The sequence below is a fragment of the Variovorax sp. FW301-JW7 genome, from assembly GCF_058788795.1.
Map to the genome: position 1 here is coordinate 288,893 of NZ_JBYTBC010000005.1, position 25,011 is coordinate 313,903.

19 protein-coding genes are annotated in these 25,011 nt (G+C 66.8%); 8 read left to right on the forward strand and 11 right to left on the reverse strand.

Annotation, left to right across the window (positions count from 1 at the left end):
• Positions 1-2: 2 nt before the first annotated feature.
• On the reverse strand, positions 3-725 hold the full coding sequence (gene pcaH / locus AC3WQM_RS16515; protein WP_062482599.1) for a protocatechuate 3,4-dioxygenase subunit beta: 723 nt from the start codon (positions 723-725) through the stop codon (positions 3-5).
• A gap of 103 nt (positions 726-828) precedes the next feature.
• On the opposite strand from pcaH, the gene AC3WQM_RS16520 reads away from it, so the two are divergent.
• Complete coding sequence (locus AC3WQM_RS16520) at positions 829-1,827, forward strand: LysR substrate-binding domain-containing protein (protein WP_492680178.1); 999 nt, start codon at positions 829-831, stop codon at positions 1,825-1,827.
• A gap of 7 nt (positions 1,828-1,834) precedes the next feature.
• Here the strand turns inward: AC3WQM_RS16520 and AC3WQM_RS16525 are convergent, their stop codons facing one another.
• Positions 1,835-2,269, reverse strand: coding sequence for a DUF1841 family protein (locus tag AC3WQM_RS16525; RefSeq protein WP_062482964.1), 435 nt, complete (start codon positions 2,267-2,269; stop codon positions 1,835-1,837).
• Between the two features lie 286 nt (positions 2,270-2,555).
• Here AC3WQM_RS16525 and AC3WQM_RS16530 point away from each other — a divergent pair, with 286 nt between their 5' ends.
• The 7 genes from AC3WQM_RS16530 to AC3WQM_RS16560 all read left to right on the forward strand — a co-directional run bounded on the left by AC3WQM_RS16530 (position 2,556) and on the right by AC3WQM_RS16560 (position 16,023).
• Positions 2,556-7,064, forward strand: coding sequence for a hypothetical protein (locus AC3WQM_RS16530; RefSeq protein ID WP_492680180.1), 4,509 nt, complete (start codon positions 2,556-2,558; stop codon positions 7,062-7,064).
• 90 nt (positions 7,065-7,154) lie between these two features.
• Positions 7,155-7,652 (forward strand): OmpA family protein, encoded by a 498-nt coding sequence (locus AC3WQM_RS16535; RefSeq protein WP_492680182.1) that lies wholly within the window; start codon positions 7,155-7,157, stop codon positions 7,650-7,652.
• A gap of 111 nt (positions 7,653-7,763) precedes the next feature.
• The gene (locus AC3WQM_RS16540; protein WP_492680184.1) at positions 7,764-10,859 is read left to right on the forward strand and encodes a glutamate ligase domain-containing protein; all 3,096 of its coding nucleotides are present in this window, start codon (positions 7,764-7,766) and stop codon (positions 10,857-10,859) included.
• Positions 10,856-11,149 carry a hypothetical protein gene (locus AC3WQM_RS16545; protein WP_489061614.1) on the forward strand — a complete coding sequence of 98 codons (294 nt, stop codon included), beginning with the start codon at positions 10,856-10,858 and terminating at the stop codon, positions 11,147-11,149. The genes AC3WQM_RS16540 and AC3WQM_RS16545 overlap by 4 nt, the downstream gene beginning before the upstream one ends.
• Positions 11,150-11,240: 91 nt before the next feature.
• Positions 11,241-13,070, forward strand: coding sequence for a peptidase domain-containing ABC transporter (locus AC3WQM_RS16550; RefSeq protein WP_492680186.1), 1,830 nt, complete (start codon positions 11,241-11,243; stop codon positions 13,068-13,070).
• Between the two features lie 83 nt (positions 13,071-13,153).
• Positions 13,154-14,449 carry an HlyD family type I secretion periplasmic adaptor subunit gene (locus tag AC3WQM_RS16555; protein WP_489061759.1) on the forward strand — a complete coding sequence of 432 codons (1,296 nt, stop codon included), beginning with the start codon at positions 13,154-13,156 and terminating at the stop codon, positions 14,447-14,449.
• On the forward strand, positions 14,446-16,023 hold the full coding sequence (locus tag AC3WQM_RS16560; RefSeq protein WP_492680188.1) for a TolC family protein: 1,578 nt from the start codon (positions 14,446-14,448) through the stop codon (positions 16,021-16,023). Before AC3WQM_RS16555 ends, AC3WQM_RS16560 begins: the two co-directional genes overlap by 4 nt.
• A gap of 136 nt (positions 16,024-16,159) precedes the next feature.
• On the opposite strand, the gene AC3WQM_RS16565 is transcribed toward AC3WQM_RS16560, so the two are convergent.
• From AC3WQM_RS16565 to AC3WQM_RS16605, 9 genes are read right to left on the reverse strand one after another with little or no spacing between them, the layout of a single operon-like run.
• On the reverse strand, positions 16,160-17,572 hold the full coding sequence (locus AC3WQM_RS16565; RefSeq protein ID WP_492680190.1) for a sigma 54-interacting transcriptional regulator: 1,413 nt from the start codon (positions 17,570-17,572) through the stop codon (positions 16,160-16,162).
• A 24-nt stretch (positions 17,573-17,596) separates the two neighbouring features.
• On the reverse strand, positions 17,597-19,366 hold the full coding sequence (locus tag AC3WQM_RS16570; protein ID WP_492680192.1) for a TadG family pilus assembly protein: 1,770 nt from the start codon (positions 19,364-19,366) through the stop codon (positions 17,597-17,599).
• Positions 19,367-19,379: 13 nt separating this feature from the next.
• Positions 19,380-19,865: a TadE/TadG family type IV pilus assembly protein gene (locus AC3WQM_RS16575; protein ID WP_492680194.1), complete on the reverse strand. Its 486-nt coding sequence runs from the start codon at positions 19,863-19,865 to the stop codon at positions 19,380-19,382.
• Positions 19,862-20,347, reverse strand: a complete 486-nt coding sequence (locus AC3WQM_RS16580) for a TadE/TadG family type IV pilus assembly protein (protein ID WP_492680196.1) — start codon at positions 20,345-20,347, stop codon at positions 19,862-19,864. Before AC3WQM_RS16580 ends, AC3WQM_RS16575 begins: the two co-directional genes overlap by 4 nt.
• Before the next feature lie 46 nt (positions 20,348-20,393).
• Entirely contained in the window at positions 20,394-20,807 is a 414-nt protein-coding gene (locus AC3WQM_RS16585; RefSeq protein WP_492680198.1) for a DUF3613 domain-containing protein, read from the reverse strand.
• An 8-nt stretch (positions 20,808-20,815) separates the two neighbouring features.
• On the reverse strand, positions 20,816-21,739 hold the full coding sequence (locus AC3WQM_RS16590; RefSeq protein ID WP_492680200.1) for a tetratricopeptide repeat protein: 924 nt from the start codon (positions 21,737-21,739) through the stop codon (positions 20,816-20,818).
• Positions 21,736-22,701, reverse strand: coding sequence for a type II secretion system F family protein (locus tag AC3WQM_RS16595; protein ID WP_492680202.1), 966 nt, complete (start codon positions 22,699-22,701; stop codon positions 21,736-21,738). The genes AC3WQM_RS16590 and AC3WQM_RS16595 overlap by 4 nt, the downstream gene beginning before the upstream one ends.
• Positions 22,698-23,702, reverse strand: coding sequence for a type II secretion system F family protein (locus AC3WQM_RS16600; RefSeq protein ID WP_492680204.1), 1,005 nt, complete (start codon positions 23,700-23,702; stop codon positions 22,698-22,700). The genes AC3WQM_RS16595 and AC3WQM_RS16600 overlap by 4 nt, the downstream gene beginning before the upstream one ends.
• On the reverse strand, positions 23,695-25,011 hold the full coding sequence (locus AC3WQM_RS16605) for a TadA family conjugal transfer-associated ATPase (protein WP_492680206.1): 1,317 nt from the start codon (positions 25,009-25,011) through the stop codon (positions 23,695-23,697). Before AC3WQM_RS16605 ends, AC3WQM_RS16600 begins: the two co-directional genes overlap by 8 nt.

Here is a 25,011-nt window from a genome sequence, read left to right on the forward strand (position 1 = left end):
TTTCAGCGGTTCTCGAACGGCGTTTCATCGGCGCCGCGCAGCACCATGTCGAACTGGTAGCCCAGGGCATAGCCTTCCTCGGTGATGTCGAGGCTGAAGTCGGCAATGAGGCGGTTGCGGTAGCGCTCGGGCGTGCCGGTGACCATCGGGTCGTACTGCAGCAGCGGGTCGCCGGGGAAGTACATCTGCGTCACGAGGCGGCTGGCAAAGCTCTGGCCGAACAGCGACAGGTGGATGTGCTGCGGGCGCCAGGCGTTGGGGTGGTTGCCCCAGGGGTAGGCGCCGGGCTTGATGGTGAGGAAGCGGTAGCGGCCTTCGCTGTCGGTCAGGCAGCGGCCCGCGCCCAGGAAGTTGGGGTCCAGCGGGGCGTCGTGCTGGTCGACCTTGTGCACGTAGCGGCCCGAGGCGTTGGCCTGCCACAGCTCGACCAGCGTGTTGGCCACCGGGCGGCGGCGCTCGTCGAGCACCTGGCCCGTGAGGATCATGCGTTCGCCCAGCGGCTCGCCGTTGACGCGCGCGTTGCGCGTGAGGTCGTGGTCGAACTCGCCGATGCTGTCGTGGCCGTACACCGGCTGCTGCAGCTCGCCGAGCGAGGCCTTCAGCGGAATGAGCGGCTTCTGCGGGCCGCGCTTGCCGGTCGACTTGTAGCCGGGATAGATGTAGCTGGGATGGGCGTCCCAGTCGCGCGGGGTGAGGGTGGGCTGAACGCCGCTGGTCTTGGTCATGTACGTTGTCTCCTGTCGTGGGACGAATCCGAAGCCCGCACTGTAGAAGTCGCGATCAATGATGTAAATTGAAGATTGTTCCAGTTTCAATAACCAGAAGGCATTGAAAAAGTCTCCCACCGAGCTTCGCCAGGATTTCGTGCGCAACGTGCAGCTGCGGCACCTGCGCGCCTTCGTCGCGGTCGCGCAGGAGCGCCACCTCGCGCGCGCGGCCGAGCGGCTGGCGCTGAGCCAGCCGGCGGTGTCCAAGACGCTGTCGGAGCTCGAGGCCGTGGTCGGCACCCGGCTGGTGGAACGCAGCCAGGCCGGCCGCCGTGGCGTGCAGGGCCTCACGCCGGCCGGTGAACAGCTGCTGGCCCACGCCCTGCGCGTGCTCGAAGCGATGGACGCCAGCGCCCAGGCCGTGGCGCCGGCGGCGGGCGGGCGCATCGAACGCCTGCGCATCGGCGCCTTGCCCAGCGTGGCGCCCGCGCTGCTGCCGGTGGCGCTGGCGCGGCTGCGCGAGGGCTGGCCGGCGGTGCAGATCCTGGTGAAGAGCGCGGCCAACGCGGTGCTGCTCGACGAGCTGCGCGCCGGCGAGCTCGACCTCGTGGTGGGCCGCATGAGCGATCCGCGCCTCATGGGCGGCCTGAGCTTCGAGCTGCTGCACACCGAGCCGCTGGTGTTCGCCGTGCGCGCCGGCCATCCGCTTGCACTCAAGGCAGCGCCGGTGCAGGCAGTGCTCGACTATCCGTTGGTCGTGTACGGCGAGGGCACGATCCCGCGCCACAACACCGAGAGCTTTTTGTCGGCACGTGGCCTGGCGCTGCCGCGCAATGCCCTGCAGACGCTCGACGTGGCGGTGGCGCGCGCGCTGGTGGCGGTGTCGGACGCGGTGTGGATCACGCCGCTGGGTGCTGCCCGCAGCGAGCTGGCCGACGGCCGCCTGGTGCGCCTGCCGATCGACACCACCGGCACCGAGGAGCCGGTCGGCCTCCTGCAGCGCAGCGAGGCCGAACCCTCGCCGTTGCGCGCCGCGATGGCGGGGCTGCTGCGCGAGGCTGCGAAGGCGCAGGGCGCGTTGCCGGCGCGCAAAGGAACAACCCTGCGCGCGACCGGCTGACGGTTCGTCAGTCCTTCGTGGCGCGGCGCTGCACGCACGCCACATAGCCATCGCCGTCCGGTGGGCGTCCCGCGCGCTGGCTCTCCCACATCATCTGGCCCAGGCAATCCATCGCCTCGTGGTGCGCATGCAGCAGCGAGCCGCGGCGCGCGGCCAGCAGCTCGACGGCCTGGCGGATGCCGCGCGGCTGGTCGATGGAGCACTGCTCGCTGATCGACAGGTGCATCGACAGATGCAGGAACGGGTTCTCGCGGCCGTTCGATCCGTCATAGACCCGCGCCACGGCCGCGTCGGCGTCGATCAGGTCCTCGTGGTACTCGGGGTGCTCGTCGATCCAGCCGGCCGCGATGGTCTCCAGCGGCTCCATCGGCAGGCCCTGCCGGTGCTTGGCGTACACGTCGCAGAAGAAGCGGCGCACGTCTTCCTGGGAGGGATTGAACATATATAGAAGAGAGAAGAAGAGAAGAGAAAAACGGGCAGCGCCGGGGCTGTTGAAAGTGCGCGGGACACGTCCGGCGTTCCGGGTACGAAGGGTTACACCGTAACGTAACGAATCGCGAAATGACCTCCTTACGGCCTGTTTCGGGTGTCGGTGCGCGCGGCGGTTTTCAGAAAAATACCCATGTAAATCAATCACTTGAATCGCGGATGGCGCGGCATTGGCACAGCGGCAGAAAAGCGGCACGCAAGTTGCCCCTGTAGATGCATCTTTTGTCACAGAGGCTGCCATGACCGCTCCACAAGCATCGACCGTTTCGACCGAAGGGCTCTCCGCCAATGGCGCTGCGCCCGTGCTTCTTGCCCAAGCCACCGTCACGCCGCTAGGCACGCCGGGCATGAGCGCCGGCGCCTCCGCCGCGCCTGCGGCCGTGGCGTCTTCCAGCGTGGGCACATTGTCCAATGCTACGCCCGGCGTTGCAGTGATGCGCGAGGGTGTCCGCATTCCGGTGGACGGCAATCAGACCCTGATGGCCGGCGACCGCGTGATCGTGCCGGACGGCGGCCAGGCCAACGTGCTGTTCCCTGGATCGGCCTCCAACAAGGCGCCGCTGGCCGGCGTCTTCACCGGCGGCACCGATGCAACCATCGGCTCGACCAAGCTGCCCGGTGGCCTCGAACAAGTGAATGTGGACGTCGCCTCGGGCGACCTGCAAGTGACCCCGCCGGACAGCGACGCCGATGCGGCTGCTCTGGCCGTGACCAAGAAGACCGCGGCCGGCAGCGGCATCGGCCTCGGTGAATTCGCGCTGGGCGCCCTGGGCGCCGTGGCGCTGGGCGCCGCGCTCAGCGGTGGCGGCGGCGACGGTGGCACCACCGGGTTCCCGCTGTTCGTGGGCGGCCCGGGCGGTGACTCCGATGCGGACGCTGATTCGGACTCGGATTCGGACAGCGACTCTGACTCCGATTCGGACTCGGATTCGGACAGCGACTCTGACTCCGATTCGGACTCGGACTCGGACAGCGACTCGGATTCGGATGCCGATTCGGACAGCGATTCGGATTCGGACTCCGACAGCGACTCGGATTCGGACTCTGACTCCGATTCGGACAGCGACTCGGACTCGGACAGTGACTCCGACTCCGACAGCGATTCGGACTCTGATTCGGACTCCGACAGTGACTCGGACTCGGACAGCGACTCCGACTCCGACTCCGACTCCGACTCCGACAGTGACTCCGATTCGGACAGCGACTCCGATTCAGACTCCGACTCGGACAGCGACTCCGACAGCGACTCCGACAGCGATTCGGATTCCGACTCCGATTCCGACAGTGACTCCGACTCGGATTCCGACGCAGACGCCGACCACCTGCTCGACCCCGCCGACGGCATCGTGGGTGGCGTGCTCGACGGCGTGGACGACGCGCTCGGCCTCGGCGGCGCGCTGACCCCGGTGACCGATGTGGTGGACAACCTGACCGACGTCGTCGACGACGTGCTGGCGCCGCTGCTCGGCGAAGAGTTCCAGGCCAACAACCCGAACCAGCTCGACCCGGTGGACGATCTCGTGGGCAGCATCACGAATCCGCTGGGCGGCACGCTCAGCCCGATCCTCGATCCGCTGCTGGGTGCCGGCGCGGCCGGTGCCATCACCGGCGGCCTGCTCCACCAGGTCGACTACGTGACCGACGCGCTCAACAACGGGCTCGAGAACCTCATCGGTGACAACGGCATCGTCAGCGGCCTGACCGACGCCCTCGGCCTGGGCGGCGTGACCGACCAACTGCTGGGCGACGACGGCGCACTCGGCGGCCTGCTGCAGAACGTGATCGGCGAAGGCAGCCTCGTGCAAGGCCTGCTGGCCGAAGACGGCCTGGTCGGCGGCCTGCTGGCACCCGACGGCCTCGTGGGCGGCCTCATCGGTGAAGGCAGCGCCGTCGGCGGCCTGCTGGACACCGTGCTCGGCGACGACGGCCTGGTCGGCGGCCTGCTCGGCGACGGCGCCCTCGGCAACCTCACCGGCGGCCTGCTCGGCGCGGATGGCCTGCTGGGCGGCCTGCTCGGCGACGACAGCGCACTCGGTGGCCTGCTGGGTGACGACGGCCTCGTGGGCGGCCTGCTCGGCGGCGACGGCGTGCTGGCCGGCCTGGCCGGTTCGGAAGGCCTCACCGGCGAACTGCTCGGCCATGGCGGTCTCATCGACAACCTGCTCGGCCAGGACGGCGCACTGTCCGGCCTGCTCGCCGACAGCCCGCTGGGCGGTCTGCTCGGCGGCGACGACGGCCTGCTGGGCGGCCTGCTCGGTGGTGTCATCGGCGAAGGCGGCCCCCTCGGCGGCCTGCTCGGCAACGACGGCCTGGTCGGCGGCCTGCTGAGCGACGACGGCCTGCTGGGTGGCGTGCTCGGCAGCGACGGCCCGGTGGGCGGCCTGCTGGGTGACGACGGCCTGCTCGGTGGCCTGCTCGGCGATGCCGGCCCCATCGGCGGCCTGCTCGGCGAGGACGGCGTGCTGGGCGGCGTGCTGGGCGACAACGGCCTGGTCGGCGGTCTGCTCGGCGGCACCGGCCCCATCGGTGGCCTGCTCGGTGACGACGGCCTGCTCGGCGGCCTGCTGGGCGACAACGGCCCGCTGGGTGGCCTGCTCGGCGGCGACGGCGCCGGCGGCCTGCTTGGACCGGACGGCATCGTCGGTGGTCTCCTGGGCAATGACGGCCCCGTGGGCGGCCTGCTCGGCGAAGAAGGCCTCATCGGCGGTCTGCTGGGCGGCGTGCTCGGCGGCATCGGCGGTGGCGGCACCCCCGGCACCGGCGCGGCCCTGCTCGACCCGGCCGACAGCGTGGTGGCCGGCCTGGTCAACGGCCTGAACAACGGCGTGCTCGGCGACCTCGGCCTGGGCGACGTGCTGGCCCCGGTCTCGCAACTGACCGACAGCCTGACCGACACGGTCGACGGCCTGCTGGCCCCGGTGCTCGGTTCCAGCTTCACGCCGAACGACCCGAACGTGCTCGACCCGGCCGACAGCCTCGTTGACGACGTGACGGACGGCGTGGGCGGCCTGGTCAGCCCGGTGGTCGACCAGCTGCTCGGCGCCGGCGCGACGAACGGCCTGCTGAACGCGGTCGACACGCAGGTCGACTTCGTGACCGACGGCGTGGCCAACCTGATCGGTGGCGATGGCCTGCTGGGTGGCGTCCTTGGCGGCGACGGCGGCCTGTTGGGCGGCGTCCTCGGCGGTGAAGGCGGTCTGCTCGGCGGCGTGCTGGGTGAAGGCGGCCTCCTGGGTGGCGTCCTCGGCGGCGACGGCGGTCTGCTCGGCGGTGTGCTGGGTGAAGGCGGCCTCCTGGGCGGCGTCCTCGGCGGCGACGGCGGTCTGCTCGGCGGTGTGCTGGGTGAAGGCGGCCTCCTGGGTGGCGTCCTCGGCGGCGACGGTGGTCTGCTCGGCGGCGTGCTGGGTGACGACGGCCTGCTGGGCGGCTTGCTCGGCGGTGAAGGCGGTCTGCTGGGTGAAGGCGGCCTCCTGGGCGGCGTTCTCGGCGGCGACGGTGGCCTGCTCGGTGGCGTGCTGGGTGACGACGGCCTGCTGGGCGGTGTCCTCGGCGGCGACGGTGGCCTGCTCGGCGGTGTGTTGGGCGACGACGGTCTGCTGGGCGGTTTGCTCGGCGGCGACGGCGGCCTGCTCGGTGGCGTGCTGGGTGACGACGGCCTCCTGGGCGGCGTCCTCGGCGGTGACGGTGGTCTGCTCGGCGGTGTGCTGGGTGACGACGGCCTCCTGGGCGGCGTCCTCGGCGGTGACGGTGGCCTGCTCGGCGGCATCCTGGGTGACGACGGTCTGCTGGGTGGTGTTCTCGGCGGCGACGGCGGTCTGCTGGGTGGCGTTCTCGGCGGTGACGGCGGCTTGCTCGGCGGCATCCTCGGCGACGACGGCCTCCTGGGCGGTGTCCTCGGCGGCGTGACCGGCGGCGATGCTGGCGGCCTGCTCGGTGGCATCCTGGGCGACGACGGCCTGCTGGGCGGTGTCCTCGGCGGCGTGACCGGCGGCGATGCTGGCGGCCTGCTCGGCGGCATCCTCGGCGACGACGGCCTGCTGGGCGGTGTCCTCGGCGGTGTGACCGGCGGCGATGCTGGCGGCCTGCTCGGCGGCATCCTGGGTGACGACGGCCTGCTGGGTGGTGTCCTCGGTGGTGTGACCGGCGGCGATGCTGGCGGCCTGCTCGGTGGCGTCCTGGGTGACGACGGCCTGCTGGGTGGTGTCCTCGGTGGTGTGACCGGCGGCGACGCTGGCGGCCTGCTCGGTGGCGTCCTTGGCGGTGACGGCGGCCTCCTGGGCGGCGTCCTCGGCGGTGACGGCGGCCTCCTGGGCGGCGTCCTCGGCGGCAGCGAAGGTGGCCTGGTCGGCAGCCTGCTCGGTGCGGACGGCCTCGTGGGCGGCCTGCTCGGCGGCCTGACGGGTGGCGCCGAACCGGTCGCGGGCATCCTGGAGCCGGTCACCAGCATCCTCGACGGCGTAACGGGTGCGACGGGTGCAACGGGCTCGGCAGGTTCTGCCGGCTCGCTGGTCTCGACGGTGGTCGACACGGTGACCCATGCCGCAGCCCCGGTGACCGACATCCTCGCCGGCACGCCGGCAGCCCCGGTGGCCGCGGTCGTGACCGGTGTGCTGGACACGGTCGAACACACGGTGGCCCCGGTGCTCGACAACGTGCTCACCCCGATCACCAGCCTGGTCGATCACAGCAGCCCGGCCGGTGGTGCCCTGGCACCCGTGACCAACATCCTGCACGGCCTGCTGGGCTGATCCAAGGGACACGAAGAAGGAGGAAGGGAAACCTCGATAGCAAGCAGAAAGGGACAGGCCGGCACCGGCCTGTCCCGCGAAAGGACCGTCATGAACAAGAATTTCCGGATACTGGCCCTCGTGGCCATGGGCGCAAGCCTCGTGGCCTGCGGCGTGCCTCCCAAGGGCGGTCGCGACGACGCGACCTACTACTACTCCAACAAGAGCGTGCGCGAAGTGCCCAAGGTGGAGCCGGCGCCGCCACCGCCGCCGCCGAACACGCCGGCCAAGATCGTCTACTTCGACTTCGACAAATACGACGTCAGGGCCGGCGACCGCAACATCGTCGAGGCGCACGCGGGCTACATGCGCAACCGGCCGGCGAGCCGGGTCGTGATCGAAGGCCACACCGACCTGCGCGGCGGCCGCGAGTACAACCTCGCGCTCGGCCAGCGCCGCGCCGAGGCCGTGCAACGCATGCTCACGCAAATGGGCGTGCCGGGCGAACGCATCGAAGCCATCAGCTGGGGCCTTGAAAAGCCCGCATCGCTTGCCACCACCGAGGAGGGCCATCAGCTCAATCGTCGCGCCGAGTTCAGCTACCGCTGAATCGGGAGCACGCGATGATTTCACGGGCGGCTTCCGGTCCGCGATCACGTCATTCAAGCGAGAGCAGATGACGGACGCGACCGGCCTTCGCCCGCATTCGACCGGGGCCGAATGATGTCCTTCTCAGACCAGCTCCACGCCTGCCACGAGCGCCTGGTGTCCGTGTGCGCGGCGTTGCCTGCCCCGTACCCGGCCTTCACGCTCTTCTTCTCGGTGAGCGACGGCGCGCAGCGTGCACACGTGGTGCATGCGCGCGCCGACGACTTCGAGACCGCCTGGCGCGAAGGCGCCGACCTGGTCGAGCGATGGGTGCGCGAGCGCGGCATCGTCTCGCCTTGGCTGCGCATCGACTGGGTCGAGGGCGCCAGCCCGATGGACTGGACACAGTTCAAGACCCAGCTCACCGCGGTCAAGCGCAACTACTTCCGGCTCGGCCTGGCCTTCGACCAGGACTTCGGCTTCGCCTTCACCGAGCAGGAACTCAACGCCAACGCCATGCTGTGCGGCGATTCGACCATCGCGCATTCGGTGGTGAACGCGCGCAACTTCGACGTCTATGCGCAGGCCCGCTTCGAGCGCACGCTGCCGCTGGAAGAGTCGTCGGAACGCACGGTGTACCTGCTGGCCACGGTCGGCGTGTTCTGCCAGCCCGACGGCGTGGTGCACAAGCTCGTGGGCACGGGGCTCGACGCGGGCCGCCGGCAGCTGCCGGCGCTCAACCCGCAGTCGGTGCTCGAGCTGGTGCGCAGCGGCTCCTCGTACCTGGCGCGCCAGATGCAGAGCGACGGCCTGTTCGTGTACGGCTACTTTCCGTGCTTCGACCGCCGCATTCCGACCTACGACGCGATGCGCCACGCGGGCACCGTGCACGCCATGCTCGAGGCCTGGGAGCTCACGCGCGACGACACGCTGCGCGCGGCCATCGACCGCGCCATCGACCACCTCAGCGACGCGCTGATCCGCGACTACACGCTGCCCGACGGCCGCGAGGTCGCGTACCTGGTCGACACCGGCGGCGAGATCAAGCTGGGCGGCAACGCGGCGTGCGTGCGCATGTTCGTGCGCTACTGCGAGCTGATGGAAACGCGCCACTGGCTGCCGCTGCTCGAGAAGCTCGCGCTGGGCATCGTGGCGCTGCAAGACCCCGCCAGCGGGCGCTTCGACCACGTGCTGCACGCGGCCGACCTCACGCTCAAGCAGGCCTCGCGCGTCATCTTCTACGACGGCGAGGCGGCCTTCGGCCTCATGCGCCTGTACGGCCTCACGCGCGATCCGCGCTGGCTGGCCGCGGTCGAGAAAGCCTTCGACCATTTCATTGCGAGCCAGCACTGGCAGTCGCACGACCACTGGCTCAGCGGCTGCGTGAACGAGCTCACGCAGTGGAGCCCGCAGGAGCGCTACTTCCGCTTCGGGCTGCAGAACGTGGCGGGCTACCTGGACTTCGTGCTCGACCGCAAGACCACCTTTCCCACGCTGCTCAGCCTCATGCTGGCGGCGCAGCAGATGCTGCAGCGGCTCGAAAGCATGCCCGCCATGCGGCACCTGCTCGACGAGCTGGACACCGAGAAGTTCTACCGCGCGCTCGACTACCGCGCGCACTACCTGCTCAACGGTTTCTTCTGGCCCGAGATGGCGATGTACTTCCGCCGGCCGTCCACGGTCGTCGGCGCCTTCTTCGTGCGGCACCACTCGTTCCGCGTGCGCATCGACGACGTCGAGCAGTACGTGACGGGCTTCGCGGCCTACCACCGCTACCTGCTGGACCGGCGCAGCCAGCCCGGCGGCGCCGGCCCTGGGGGCGGTGGTGGTGGTGGCGTGCGCGATGACGGCGCGGTCTGGACGGCCAGCGAGATGGCCCGCGTGACCGGCGGCGAGTGGGTCGTCAAGCCCGAAGACGGCTGGCGCGCCACCGGCGTGACCCAGCGCACCTTCATGCGCAAGGGCCGCGTCGTGTTCGAACACCAGGCCCGGCCCTCGAAGACGCCGCTGGCCGCCGTCACGCTCAAGGGCGTGCTGCAGCCGGCCGCGGCCGTGTTGTGCACCGACCCCAAACCGCACCTGGACAAGCGCGTGCCCGTGCTGAAGGTGGCCAACGTGCTGCAGGCCGTGCTCGAGCTGGGCGACCATGCGCGCACCGAATTCACCGGCCGCGTGTGCGGCGTGCTCGGCAGTGGCGCGGGCAGCAGCACCGTGGCCGCCATGCTGGCCGGCGCACTCACCGTGTGGGGCGAGGTGGCGCAGCCCGAAGGCAGCATCAGCCTGCCGTCGGGCATTGCGTGGAACCTCACCTGCATGCCGCGCCATGCCGCCTACTGGGTGCTCGAGATGGGCACCTCGCACATGCCCGCATCGGCGCAGCTCATGCGGCCGTCGCTCATCGTGGTGACGGGCATTTCGGCCGCATCGCAGAAGCACCGCGGCCCGTCGGAGGCCGCCGCGCGGCTCGACTGCCGCATGTTCCAGGCCATGGCCGCGGGCGACCGCGTGGTGCTCAACCGCGACATGCCCGAGTTCGCCACCTTCGCCGAAGCGGCGATGGCGCACCAGCTGCAGATCGTGACCTACGGCGAGCACAAGGACGCCGACGTGCGCCTGCTCGCCTTCGACCACGGCGAGGTGCAGGCCGAGGTGGCGGGCGAGCTCTTTCAGCTGCGCCTGAATGCGCCGGGCCGCCACATGGGCGCCAGCGCCGTCGCCGCGCTGGCCGCACTGCAGGCGCTGCGCCTGCCGCTGGCCGCGGCCGTCGAACCCTTTGCGCACTTCGAGCCGCCGGGCGGACGCGGTGCGCTGCACACCATTCACATCGGCGGCGGGAGCTTCAAGCTGATCGATGAAACCTACGACGCCAACCCGAGTTCGATGCGGGCGGCGCTGGAGTTGCTGTCACAAGCCCCCTGCGAGCCTGCGCGCCGGGTGGCCATTCTGGGCGACATGCAGGAGCTGGGGCCCGCGGCGCAACGCCATCACCTCGATCTGGAGGCCGAGTTGCTGGCGTCGCAACCTGACCGCGTGCTCCTGTGCGGACCCTTGATGCGGGCGCTTCACACGCGCATCCGTACCAAGGTCCGCTCCCATTGGTTTGTCGATGTGTCCGACCTCTCCACCGCACTCGGCGGGCTGCTGCAACCAGGTGACTGGGTGCTGGCCAAAAGCTCCGCCGGTGTCGGTCTTTCCCGGCTCGCCCGGGTTCTGAAAGCACTGCCATGAGATGGAACGCACTGGTCCACATTCCCTATGAATCCGAACGCGAGGCACCGCCACGGCGCTGGTGGCTGGGCTGGTTGCAGCTGCTGTGCGCCTGGGTGCTGCTCATGCTGCTGTGCGCCAACATCGCGCTCGTCTTTGCCGAAGGCCTGCCGGGCACATCCGGCCGCACCGCGACCCACAGTTACACGCATAAAACGATGAATTGCACGCTCAGGGAAAACGCCGCGCCACAAGGAACGCGCGGCGTGGAATCGACCGGTCCGGCGCAGGTTCGCGCACACCGATGCTGAGAGGCATCAGAGGCGAATTTTTGCCTTGTAACAGACGGGTAACAGTTGATAATGGCGCTGGCGTCGTTGCCCGACGGATCGGTCTTTCTTCATGATCAAGTTCCTCTTGCCCAGCCAGCTGGTTGCCGACAGGCCGGAAACGCCCGGCGCCAGTCCGTATGCCGGTGCGCTGAGCGATGCGTTTCGTGCGGCCTACCCCCTCGTCAAGAGCGCGGCGTGGCTGTCGCTGCCCGTCAGCCTGTTCGGCCTGCTGCCTTCCATCTTCCTGCTCCAGGTGTATGACCGCGTGCTCTCGCGCAGCGGCGTCTCCACGCTCGCGGCGCTGGTGTGCGGCATCCTCTTTTTCCTGTGCATCGAGTTCTGGCTGCGCACGCGGCGTTCGCGCCTGCTGCGCAACGCGGGCGCGACCGTCGACCACGGCGTGTCGAGCGCGCTGCTGCACTCCATGCTCGGTCGCCCGCTGCGCGCGCTCGAGGCGCGACCGGCCTCGTCCTGGCAGCTGTACTTTCGCGACGTGGGCGCCGTGCGCGGCACCGTCACCGGCGGGCTCGCGCAGTCGATCTTCGATCTGCCGATGGCGATCTTCGCGCTCGTGGTGATCGGCATCGTCGCGCTGCCGGTGCTGCCGGTGGTGGTGGCCTTCCTGGCCATCATGTCGTTCCTGGCCTGGTGGTGGGCCGACGAAGTGCGCGCCGGCCGCGTGGAAGAAGTGCTGCGCGGGCGCGGCCTGGACCGCATCACCTCCGAGATCTGCCATGCGCGCGAGACGCTCAAGGCGCAGTCGAACGACGGCCCGACCATCGAGGTCTGGCAGCAGACCTACAACGCCTGGCTCAGCGAGAGCTTCGGCAAGAACGGCCAGATCGAAACCGCACGCGACGGCACCACCGTGCTGCTCACCGTGTTCTCGGTGATCGTCGTCACTGTCGGCGCCATCTCCGTCATGCAGCAGTGGATGACGGTGGGCGGCCTCGTCGCCTCCAACATGCTCGCGCTGAAGGCGCTGCAGCCGGTGGCCGGGCTGGTGTCGAACTGGCGCTCGCTGGCCACCGCCAAGGAAGCCGCCAAGCGCCTGGAGACCGTGCTCGGCGAGCCGGTCGAGAAGGCGCCCACCGGCATGGCGCTGCCGCAGCCGCTGGGCCGCGTCACGCTCAAGGACGTGAGCTTCAGCTTCACCGAAGACGCACCGCAGCCCGTGCTGGAAAACGTCGACCTGGACATCGGTCCCGGCGGCCTGCATGTGATCGTCGGGCGCAACGGCGCAGGCAAGTCGACGCTCGTGAAGCTGCTGTCGGGCCTGTACACGCCCACGCACGGCGTGGTGAGCATCGGCGAGTACGACCTCTCGCAGTTCGGCCGCGAAGAGCTGTCGCGCTGGATCAGCTACCTCTCGCAAGAGGTCTACTGGTTCGGCGGCCCGCTGGTCGATACCATGCGCCGCGGTGCGCCGGGCCAGAGCGACGAGCAGATCGTCGCGGCCTGCAAGCTCTCGGGCGCGCACGACTTCATTTCGCGCCTGCCCGACGGCTATCGCACCGTGGTGGGCGAGGGCGGTACCGGCTTCTCCGTGGGCGAGCGGCGCAAGCTCGCGCTGGCCATGAGTTTCCTGCGCAAGCCCTCGGTGCTGGTGCTCGACGAGCCCAGCAACGACCTCGACTTTCAAAGCGAGCGCAACCTGCTCGCGACCATGCTCGCGGTGGCCAAGGTGCGCACCGTGGTCGTGGTCACGCACTCGCTGCGCATCGTGTCGGCGGCCACCACCGTCTATCACGTCACCGGCCAGGGCAACGTGGAGATCGGCTCCGCTGCCATCATGGTGCCCAAGCTCTTCGGCGTGAAGAAGCCGCTGGTGGCGCTGGGCGACAGCGAGGACGGCAGCAGCAATGCCGGTGTCTCCACCGCTTCGCGCTCGATGGCCTGAGCGACTTGCTTGCGTGATCGATTGATTGACCGACTGACAGACAGAGACAGGGGTACGGGATTTTGAAACCAGACTTGCCGCAGGTGCTTCAGGGCGAGAGCGAGAAACAGGCGGCGCAGACCACGCCGCAAGGCCGGCGGCGCCAGTGGATCATCGGCGGCGCGGTCGCGGTGCTGGCGGTGGTCGGACTCGGCTTTCCGATGGAAACCGTCGTCGTCGCGCCGGGCCGCGTGATCCCCTCCGACCGCGTGAAGTCGATCCAGCACTTGGAAGGCGGCATCGTCAGCAACGTGCTCGTGAAAGAAGGCGACAAGGTCAAGCAGGGCCAGTCGCTCGTCGAGATCGACCTGGGCGGCAGCGGCCTGAACTTCGAAGAGCTCACCGCGCGCAACGCCGCCACGCAGGCCACCCGCGTGCGGCTCATCGCCGAGAGCCGCGGCCAGCCGCTCAAGCGCGATTCGTTCGATGCCGACATCGACGAGGCCGTGCTCGAAGGCGAGGTCGGTGCCTACCAGGCGCGCGCGCTCGAACAGCGCGGCGTCATGGCCGGCGCCGTGTCGAACCTGGAGCAGGCACGCAGCAAGCAGCTCGAACAGCAGGCCAAGGTCAAGGGCCTGGGCGACCGGCTGGAGCTGATGCAGAAAGAGCAGGAGATCTCCGAACAACTGCTCAGCGAAAAACTCGTCGGCCAGGTCGAGGTGCTCGAGAAGCGCCGCCAGGCCGAAGGCGTGCGCAGCGAACTCGCCGTGGCGCGCCAGGGCGTGATCTCGGCGCAGGCCGCCATCACCGAAGCACAGGCCAAGATGGCCGAAGCCGAGGGCCGCTTTCGCCGCCGCGCCTCGGACGAACTCGCCACCGTCGAACGCCAGTTCGCCAGCCTGAGCGAAGACCTTGCACGCGCCCGCACCCAACGCTCGCGCACGGTGGTGAAGGCGCCGGCCGACGGCATCGTGAAGGGCCTGCGCAGCGGCAGCCCTGGCTGGGTCGTGAAGCCCGGCGAATCCATCCTGGAAGTGGTGCCCGACGAGGACGAGATCATGGTCGAGGCACGCCTCAACCCGAACGACCGCGGCTTTGTCGAAGTGGGGCAGGAGGCGCGCGTGAAGATCACCGCCTACGACTACCTGCGCTACGGCGCCGTCGACGGCAAGGTCAAGCTCGTGGCGGCCGACGCCGACCGCGATGCCGCCATTGCCAACGGCACGCCGTACTACCGGCTGCTCATCAGCATGTCGCAGTCGCACGTGGGGCGAAAGGAAAACCGCATCACCGCCGGCATGGAGTCTGAAGTCGACCTGCGCGTGGGGACCGATCCGTTCATCTGGTACATCCTGCGGCCTGTGCTCAAACTGCGGCGCGAAGCCTTCCGCGAACCATGAGCAAGCCCGTGTTGCCGGGCCGGCGCGTGCGCATCGCCCCGGGCGTGCTCTGCGCGACCTTGTGCGTCAGCATGGCGCTGCCGCCCACCGCGCATGCCCAACAGACATCCGCTGAACAGGACGAGCCACCTGCCGCGCTCGCGTTCTCGCGCCGCCTGTCTTCGCCTTCTCTGGGCGCCGCGAGTTCTGCGCAGCGCGTGAAGCAGGCGCTCATCGCGCTGTCGCAGGAATACCCCGAGGTGCTGACCGCACAGGCCACCGCCAGCACCAGCAGCTTCGGCGTGGATGCGGCCCGCATGGCGCGCTACCCGCGCTTCAAGGTCGGCACGTCGTCGGGCACCTACAACAGCGGCGCCAAGGATGCGCAGAGCCAGAGCTACACCGTGCTCACCGCCGAGGCGCGCGTGAGCCTGATCGACGGCGGTGCCATGAGCGCCGCGCAGCGCGCCGCCGAACTGGCCAACCAGGCCGATGACGAAGCCGTCGTCACCACCTCGCAGAAGGTCGTGCTGGACGCACTCACCGCCTACCTGCAGGTGCAGCGCTTCGATCTGAAAAAGCAGATCGCGCACCGCGCCACCGAGGTCGTGGCCGAACTGTCGAAGGCCGAGGCGCGCCGCGTGGCGCTCGGCGTGAGCGGCGACAACGACCTCAACATGGCCGCCTCGCGACGCGCCCTCGTGGCCGCGCGCGAGTCCGACTTCGAGGCCCAGCGCGACGAGGCGTTGGCCAAGTTCCGCAACTACTTCAAGTTCTCGCCCAACCCCGAGTCGCTGCCCGTGCTCGCCGCGCCGTCGCACTGGCGCATCGGCTCGCAGGAAGAAGCGCTGCGCCGCGCCGAAGCGCGCAGCACCGAACTGGCCGAAGCCCAGGGCCGCGTCGCGCGTGCGCGCGCGCTGGTCGACCAGACGGAGGCCAGCCTGTACCCCACGCTCGACGCCGTTGTCGTGAAGAGCAAGGACCCGCGCGGCGTGTCGCCGCAAGACCCGACGCGCGCCGCGTTCGAATTGAACTGGAACTTCGGCAACGGCTTCGACCGCCAGCTCAAGCTCAAGGGCGCCCTGGCCGAAGTCGCGAACCAGGAAGCCAAGATGGAGGGCGTGAAGCTCAACCTGATGGAGCTCACCGCGTCGTCGTGGTCCCGCACCGTGGCCGGCCGCGAACGCGAGCGCCAGTTGATGGAAGCCGTCAGCACGTCAGGCCAGGCCTTCCGCGGCCGCCGCCGCCTCATGGAGTTCGGCCGCGAGACCCTGCCCAAGGTGCTCGACGCGCAGCTGGACTACTACACGCTGCTGTTCGACTACATCGACGGCGTGTTCGACCTGCGCATTTCGGAGCTGCGCCTGGCGCGCACCACCGGCGAACTGCGCATCGACCCCATCGGCAGCAACGGCTGGATCGACCGCATCTTCGGCCCCCCGAGCCGCAACGTTTTGACCGAAGACGGCCTGCTGGGCGCGCTGTGCATCTCGAGCAACACAACGTGTGCCACCGAACCCGTGGTCGACCGCTCGCCGGGTGCATCGTTCGCGAACCCGCCGCTGCGCAGGACGACGCGTCTCTCGATTCCTTGAGCTTGCCCCGAGGCGAGCAACGCGAAGCCCGTTCGTGAAACACCGAGGAACCGGCTTTGCCGGGCCTCAGGTGTTGCCCCCGGTAGAGGGAAGGAGAAGCGGACACGAAGTGCCGCGCAGCCTGGGGGCGAGCTAGTTACGTCTCTTCTGGGATGCCAGGCTCGCCGTCGAGGATCTGGTACTTGCGCATCTTTTCCCACAGCACTTTGCGGCTGATGCCCAGGTGCTGCGCGGTGTCCTGACGCTTCCAGTCGTTGATCTCCAACGCCGCGATGATGCGATTGCGCTCGCTGCTGTTCCAGCCCTTGCGGTCGCCGTTCGCGTCGAGCGCGACCCCTGTGCCGTTGCGATCGGTAGCGAGCGTCGCCGGTGCCGGCGTGCCACGCGTGAGCGCGATCGCGCGCTGGATGAGGTTCTGGTCCCAGCTGTGCAACTGCCGCGCGATCACGCCCACGCGCTCCGCAAGGTTGCGCAGCTGCCGCACATTGCCCGGGAAGTAGGTTTCGGCCACCGCATCGCTGAGCCAGTGCGGCGTTTCGCCCAAGGCTTCGAGCTCGTCACCCAGCACGTTCGTCAGCAGCGCCTTGAAGATCGCGATCTTGTCGATCTCGCCGCGCTCTTCGAGGCTGGGCACATGCAGCTCGATGACCGCGAGCCGGTAGAACAGGTCGGCCCGGAACTCGCCACTCGCCACCATCTCGCGCAGGTTGCGGTTCGTCGCCGCCACGAGCCGGAAGTCGACGCGGATCGGCGAGGTGGCTCCCAGCCGCGTGACAGCACTGTCTTCAAGCACGCGCAGCAGCTTGACCTGCTGGTAGCGCGGCAGGTCACCGATCTCGTCGAGGAACAGCGTGCCGCCCGTGGCCTGCTCGAAGTACCCGCGGTGTGCGTGCACGGCGCCCGTGAACGAGCCCTTCGTGTGGCCGAAGAACAGCGACTCGAACAATCCGTCAGGAATCGCGCCGCAGTTCACTGCCACGAACGCGCCCTTGCCGTACTGCTGGTGCCCGATGTGAAGTTGTTGTGCGATGCGCTCCTTGCCGACACCGGTCTCGCCGCGCACCAGCACCGGATGGTTGCAGTCCGCAAAGGCGCCCACTTCAGCGAGCAGCCCCTTCATCGCATCGGAATGCGCCACCAGCATGTCGGGCGCCTGCGGCGCGACATCGCGCGCACGCAGCTGGCGCACCAGCTTGGCCACCATCGTGCGCAGCTCGGCGCAGGTGAAGTCGTAGGGCAGAACGTGCAGGTACTCGGGCGGATACGTGCGCGAATCGCGCTCGCGCGAAGCCGCAGCGACCCAGATCACGGGCATGCCTTGCAGCAGCTCGGTCGCATGCGGAAGCCCGCCACCATCGATGACAGTGACGCTGATGATCGCGACGGAAGGACGCAACGCGATGCCGCGGTCCTGCTGCGGAGGCGGCAGGCCATCGGCCCGGATGACTTCCACGTCGAAGCTCGCCATGCACCGCGCAATGCGGTCGAGGATGTCGGCTTTGCCTTCCCAGACAAAGAGGTCGAGTTCGTCGAAGTTGGAGGCACTCATGTATCGAAAGGCAATGGCGAAGTGCTAGTAGACGAGCTTGGATTCGCCGCACAAGAGAGAGAGGAACCGGACATCGCTATAGCCAAGCTGAACCCCAAGCAGGTTGAGCAAGGGAACGATGATCGCATCGAGCAAACTGAACAACGGGCTCAGGATGCTCAAGACAAAGGACAACAGGGGAGAGAGGATCCCGCCCAGTGGAAGTGGGAGCGCGCCGAGAAGCACGGTGGTGAGGGTCCACTTCGAGCCATCGGTGAAGTTGCTGAGTGTGTTGGACAGTACGGAGCCGACGGCATTGGAATTCACGGTCTGGACATCGTCTGTGTCTCCGATGACACCATTGAACGTGAGTTTTTGATAGCTGGTATCAGGAGTTTCTGCTTGCACCGGAACCTTGGCGTAGACCTGCAAGACTGGAATTCCCAGTGCACTGATCTCACTGATCATGGCGGGCGGCATTGCGCTGCAATTTATCGGGGTAGTCGTGTTTGACATCAGTGCATCGGAAACGCCCGCAATGCAGATGCTCGCCAGTCCTGGTTTTGCCTCGATGTCAACACGGCAGTCGGCCAAGGTACTTGCACACTTGATACTACTCAGTCGCCCATGCCCTTGGGCCACTTCGAGATAGATGGGCAAACGCAAGAGGGTCACCTTTACCAACCACGAGAGGCCCGGAATTTCATTGGTGTCCACCAGCTTGACATCGAGCAGCAGTCTTACCGCGGCCGAATGTGCTTGCGTCCGCCAGTTGCCGTTGGCGTCCTTGCCTGCAGGGCCGATGGCGATAGATGGTGGCTCAATGACTACGAGTTGCACATCGGCCTTGGCCAATGCACCCAGATCAACAGTTGAACCGAGCTTGACGAGATTCTTTCCGTTGGCGATCTGAGCCGTGGTGGTCAGCAAATCCAGTACGTTGATCGCCGCGTTGGCTGCGCCCTCCCGAGAAGGAGTGGTGACCTTGAGTAGATCACCCAGCTTGATCTCCACGGACTTCACATTGGCGGAGATGATCGAATTGAGTGCCTGCACCGCCAACGCATTGGAGTTCCCGAGGGCCTGCACCATGGCCAGCATCAGGTCGTTCAACTTGATGGGAGTGTTGAGAAGCTCGTCCACGGTCCCGACATTTGGGATTGCGGAGATCAGGTCAAGCAGCCGAACCTGTGCTTTGGCCAGACCTTGGTAGTCCACCAGCTTGAGACTGATCTTGTTGCCGGTGCCGAGTAGTGCATTCAAGAGCTGATTGGCAACGCCTTCATTCAAACTGGCGAGGCCGGTTCCCAACGAGAACGAGGCGATCGGATCGTTGGCTGCGACTGCCTTGCTTTGAACCGTTCGATCCGCTTCAAAAAATGGCAGAAGAGAAATCGGTGTCCTCTTGATCGTGACACGAACGGCATTCAGCTCGGTCGTTGCAACTTCAAAATGATCAACCGTTGCCTTGTCGGGAGACCATCGACCGCATTCAATGTCGTCATCGACCAGAGAGAACACTGGCGGAAGATTTCGCTTGGTGTCGGTGGTCCCCGTTCCGTTGGCACTGAGTTTGGCGGCGGTTTTCGCATCTGTGCAACCGTCCGCGCTGGAGATCATCTGGGCGCCGGCGAGGGCGGCCAGATCGGTCGCCTTTTGTATTTCTCTCTTCACGAAGAAGAGGTACCCCAGTTCAACACCGACGAGGGTGATGACGATGAGGCTCATCGCGATGGCCGTGTTGATGAGGATCGAACCTCGGCCGCGGCGTCGGGAAGATGCGATAGCGACCGGTCGGGTGAATACTGCGGTCATTTCATCGAGCCTCTCATGATGTCGCCAGCGCGGCAGTTGCTTTGCCTTGCAGCTGCTTTATCCAGTTGCTGGCATCGAAAAGCGGCATCTGAGGAAGGAAGCGAGCGTCGGCCTCATAGGGGTAGGTGACGGTCACGGCGCAAGTGGGCGTGCTCGGTGCGACAGGACAGGATTCGATCGTGATGTGAGCCGAGATCCAATTCTTGCGGCTGGTCAGATTGCCGTTTGCCGATGCCGGAACGATGAGCGAACGAGCCAGGGACTCAACCACGGCCTGCTTCACCTTGACCGGATCGGGTGGTCGCGGCAGCAGGGTCGCCGCGCGAGCGCCATCTTCAGCAGCACGAGAAACGACCTGCTGCGTGTAGAGGGCCGCACCGAAGGTCAGTAACGCGTACAGCACAAGAAAAAGGACCATGATCACCAGCGCAAACTCGATGGCCGCAACGCCACGTTGCGTACGGCAGCCCCTACAGATGTCCTGTGCAACTGCCTTCATGACCCGGACCTCATGTCCAGAAGCATGCTGGCGTTGCCCACAATCTGGGCGGGCAGCGCAAAGCTTGGCAATGGGGGCAGGAGCGAACTCAAATTGTTCGCCTGCACGAGGACCACGACCTGGCAGCGATGGCTCCAGGCGACCCCACATCTGGCGGGCTTGGTTGGATCGCAGTTGTTGGTTTCTGCGGCGCAAATCTGGGCGGACACAACGGGTTGCACCACGGCAGGCATCCACTTGCTCTGGGCGGTTGCAATGGCGACCGCATGTTGCCTGCGCTCCTCGAGGCTGCTCTGATAGCGGAGTGCAGCCCTTGCACCGTCTTCTGCCGCGTTCTGCAGACCAAGCCGGAACGCGAAAAGCATGCCGTAGCAGATGACGGCATAGAGAAGGCTGAAGAAGATCATGAACACCACGGCGAACTCGATCGCGTACACGCCGCGTTGAGCGTGTGATGATGTGGAAGCGCGGTTCGCTTGCATGGCTGTTCTTACCGGGGACTGATAGCGGGAGGGACCGCCTTCCTTGCTACTTGGCACCGCCTGTTCCGGAGGACGTCTTTACCGTCGAGCTCATCCGCTCCGGAATCGGAAACTCGAAACTCTTCAGATAACGCTCGTAGCTTCGTTGCGCAACATTGCCCGCAATGGGGCGCGCTGTCTTGGACGCGATGTCGCCGCTGCGTTGCCAGGCAAGCAACCCTTGAGTGGAGTCGCCTACCTGGAGCGGCGCATGGTCAAGCTCTTCAGCGTCCGTGGTGTCGTTCCGGGACGGGTTGGCAGACGCTTCTGTCGTCGCTTGCGTGCTTTGCGCCGTGGAGGAGGGAGACGGCTCGGATTGCGTGGCGCCTTGTGCCATCGCCATCGACGAGGAGGTGAGGAGGACGATGGCCCAGCTCAACCCGGACAGGGTGCGAAAAACCGTGCCGCATTCTTTTTTCATGGTGTACCTCATGGAGTCGGGCTCGATGGCAAGGGTGTCGAAGAGGCGGTTGCTGCCGGATTCGACTGAATGGCGGTGCGGAGGCCGGACGGGGTGGACCAGCGGGATGCTTTCAGCGCGAGGGGGACCGCGGCTTCGTCGGGAAGCGGCATGCCAGTTGTGGAGCGCAGGGGCATGGCGGTTGCGCTAGCGCGGAGTTGCTGTGCAGCCTCCTTGATCGCCGATCGCGCCGCGGGAGACATGCGGTTCGCGTCCATCATGGCGGCCGTTTGCTCCTGCTGATTGGTGAGCTCAAGATACAGCGCAAGATTGGCTTGAGCCTGCGCACTGTCCGGCCGCAGTTGAAGCGCCTGCATCAATGGAAGCCGTGCTTCCTCGGTCGAGCCCGCACGCAGATGGGCATAACCGAGATCGCTCAACAGAAGTGCATCGGTTGGTGCGTGGCGCTGGGCTTGCTTCAGAAGCTGTACGGCTTCGGGGTAGTTGCCACGGGCTCCCGCCAGAAGTCCCAGTCCGCGATAGCCAGCGCCTTCAAGTGGCGTTCCCATCAGACGCTTGTAGGCGGCTTCGCTCAGGGCCGCCTGCCCTGTCTGCCGCAAGGCATCGGCGCGCAGGCGCGTGGATTCGGGCGAGGTCCCCCAGCGCTGCTCGAGGGCATCGATGTGCGCCAGCGAGGCGAACCACAGGCCTTCTCGCTGCATCTGCTCGACAAGCTTGAGGTAGGTCTCTTTCGTGTCGACTGAATTCCCCGCCTTGGTATCGGCAGCGGCTTCGGCGGCCATGCGTTGCTGGGCCTCGGCGCTGGCCGCGTACTGATCCTTCTGGGTGGCGCAGCCAACGAGCGCAAATGCCATCAAGCACGCTGCGGCTTGCACCGTGATACGACCCCGCACGCCTCGGAGCTTCTTTCCAAGGAGACGAATGTTCTTCATTTGGCGACTGCTCCAAGAGAACGGAAGACGGCAATGAATCCAGGACCGGCGGTCACTATCACCAGCGCAGGGAGCAATGTGCCCACCATGACGGCCGTCATCTTCACGGTGATCTTTCCGATCCGCTCCTTCATTTCCGAGCGGCGCCGTTCGCGCAGCCGCTCGCCAAAGACGCGCAGGGGCTCTTGCACCGCTCCCCCATGGCGATCGACCTGAACGAGCAGCGAGACCAGACCGCGGAGATCTTCATTGCCATGAAGCGTGGCGAGTCGATGCAGCGAGTGCTCGCGTGTTCGCCCCTGGCTGTATTGGCGATTCGCGAGAGTCAACTCATGGCCGAGCACGCGGAGCACGTGGGAAAAGTCATCGGCCATGATCTGCAGGCTTTGATCGAGACTGAGGCCCACGCCCTGCAGGAGTTTCAGCAGATCCACAAAGAGCGGAAGCTCACGATGGATGCGTTCACGTCGGCCGGCGGCAATGCGGCCGAGCACCCACTTTGGGATCATGAAGCCGACCACGAGGGCGCCGGCCAGCGCAATGATCATGGCGCGTTCGGCGAGTGCGCCTTTCCAGGCGACATAGGCGAATGCCGGCAGGAAAAATGCAAGCAGAAGGCGAGTAACCAGGAAGATCAGTTGCGTCCGCTTGGAGGGGTATCCACACTGATCGATGAGCCGTCGGTCCTCGTCGGCCACGAGGGCCCGCCCGACGCGAGAGTCGAGCCAATGAAAAGGGAGTTCGATGTCGGTGCGTAGTGGATCGCCGGGACCTGGGGTTGCATCAAGGGGGGTCCTGAGGTCGATCTGCGCCGTGGTGTCGCGTCGAAGCGCGCGGCCAATCACCTGGCCGCTACGGCTGCGGCGAAGCTCTGTCGCGATCAGGGCGCCGGCCGCAATCACCAGCCCCAGTGCCAAGAGCGCAAGGCTGAGAATGGCGAAGTGATTGGAAGTGAAGCTCATGCCAGCTTTGCCAATCGATACAGGAAGAAGGTACCGAGCACCTGCAACCCGGCAGAAGAGAAGATCAGCGTGCGGCCGATCTCATCGTTCCACATTCCCAGGAAGTAAGCCGGGCTGCTCAGGATCATGAAGGTACCCACGCCAATAGGAAGGAGGCCAAGAATCCAGGCGGAAAGCCGGGTTTCCGCAGACATCGCAACCAATTCGTGCTCCGCCTGCTCGCGGTCGCGCATGAAGTTGGCCACCCGTTCGAGAAGAAGATCGGCGCGCCCGCCATAGCGCACGCCAAGGCCGAGGATGGACGCCAGAAGGAACATTTCTTCCACCCGCACATTGGTCGCCGTCTGGTGCAACGCGCGGTCGAGATCCACCCCCGCACGAACCAAGGCGGCCGAGCGCTCCATGTGACCGCGCAGAGGCTCCTGCGTCGTCGCAATCGCGAGTTGAAACGCAGCCTGCGTGGAATTTCCGATGGTGATCAAACGCACCATCGCGTCGATGTACGCCGGCAACTGGCTGATCAACTGGCGACGGACTTTTTGGAGCCGCAGCCAGACCGCAAAAGCCGAAACCAGGACAAGCAGGAACAGAACGCCAGCCGCTGCGATTGCCCCGGCGAAGAGTCCCGCCAAAAGGCACAGCACGACGATGCCGACCACGGCAAGCGTGGCGGCTTTCGGCGAGATAACCCCGAGCAGCCACTCGGGCAAGACCGTTTCCATCAGGCCCTTGCGGGCCGGCGTGCCGGTCGTCGCCTCCGTGTTGAGCCAAGGATCCGAAGTGATGCCGGAGACATAGCTGTCCGATGACGGATCGCGCAATGGCATCGGCACGTTCGCAACGGATGGCACCGCGTCGGCACTGCTCGCCAGAATCTGCTGCTCAAGGTGACGCCCGGTCGCCTGGCGGGTCTGCCGGCTTCTTGCCCATTGCCAGAGCAACAGGCCGCCGGCTGCCAGCAGCAGCGCGATGCAGGTCACGATGAGCAGGGCTTCACGCACGGCCTTCTCCGTTTTGCGCGCGCGCCATCGATTGGCGGAAACGGGTGATCTTCGGAGAGTGCGGCGCGATGCCGAGGGAGACCCAGCGATCGCGCTCTTCGCCGTCCGGCGAAACGATCGGCTCGTAGCGGTAGAGCTCCTGCATCGCCACCACGTTGTCGTTCACGCCGGTGACTTCGCTGAGCGAAATGATGCGGCGCTGCCCGTTGGAGAGCCGACCGATCTGCACGATGAAGTCGATGGCGTTGGCAATCTGGCGGCGCAGGCTGACCTCGCTGCCTTGATAGCCAGCAAAGCCGGAGAGCATTTCCAGGCGGTACAGGCATTCGCGCGGCGAGCTCGCGTGGATGGTGCCCATGGAGCCTTCATGCCCGGTGTTCATGGCCTGCAGCATCTCGATGACTTCGGCGCCTCGCACTTCGCCCACGATGATTCGGTCCGGGCGCATGCGCAGGCTGTTGCGCAGCAGGTCGCGGATCGACACCACGCCGGTGCCGTCGAAGCCGCCGGGGCGGCTTTCGAGGCGCACCACGTGGCTGGTGCCCAGCGAAAGCTCGGCCGTGTCTTCGATGGTGATCACGCGCTCGCGCGAGGGGATAAAGCTGGCCAGTGCGTTGAGCAACGAGGTCTTGCCCGAACTGGTGCCGCCGCTCACGAGAATGTTGCAGCGCGCACGCACTGCGATCTCGAGCAGTTGCGCCATACCGGCATCGAAGGTGCCGAGCTTCACCAGGTCTGCGGGTGTCAGGGGCTCCTTGCGGAACTTGCGAATCGAGACCGACAAGCCATCGATGGCCAACGGCTCGATGATGACGTTGATGCGGCCGCCGTCGGGCAGGCGCGCGTCGACCATCGGATTCGACTCGTCGAGGCGGCGTCCCAGCGGAGCCAAGATGCGACGCACGATCCGCATCACGTGCTCGGAATCCGCGAAGCGCAGCGTCTCGCGCTCCAGCATGCCGTGCCGCGACACATAGACGTTCTGGTAGCCGTTGATCAGGATGTCTTCGACCGCAGGATCGTTGAGCAAATCCTCCAGCGGCCCGAATCCCGCGAGCTCCTTCGTCAGCGCATCGGCGATGAGCTGCATCTCGCGGTCGTTGATCGGCACGCGGCGCAGGCGCACGAAGCTGTCGACCTCCAGCTCGACGAACTGCTGGATCGAGGCGCGCGACCAGCGGCCGAACTCCGCGCCCAGTTCTTCGATGCGACTCAACAGATGGTCATGCGTCCAGCTCTTGATGTCCTGGAACTGCTGGGAGTTGATGAACGCCTGGTCGTCGTCGGCAAATTCGATATCAGTGGACAT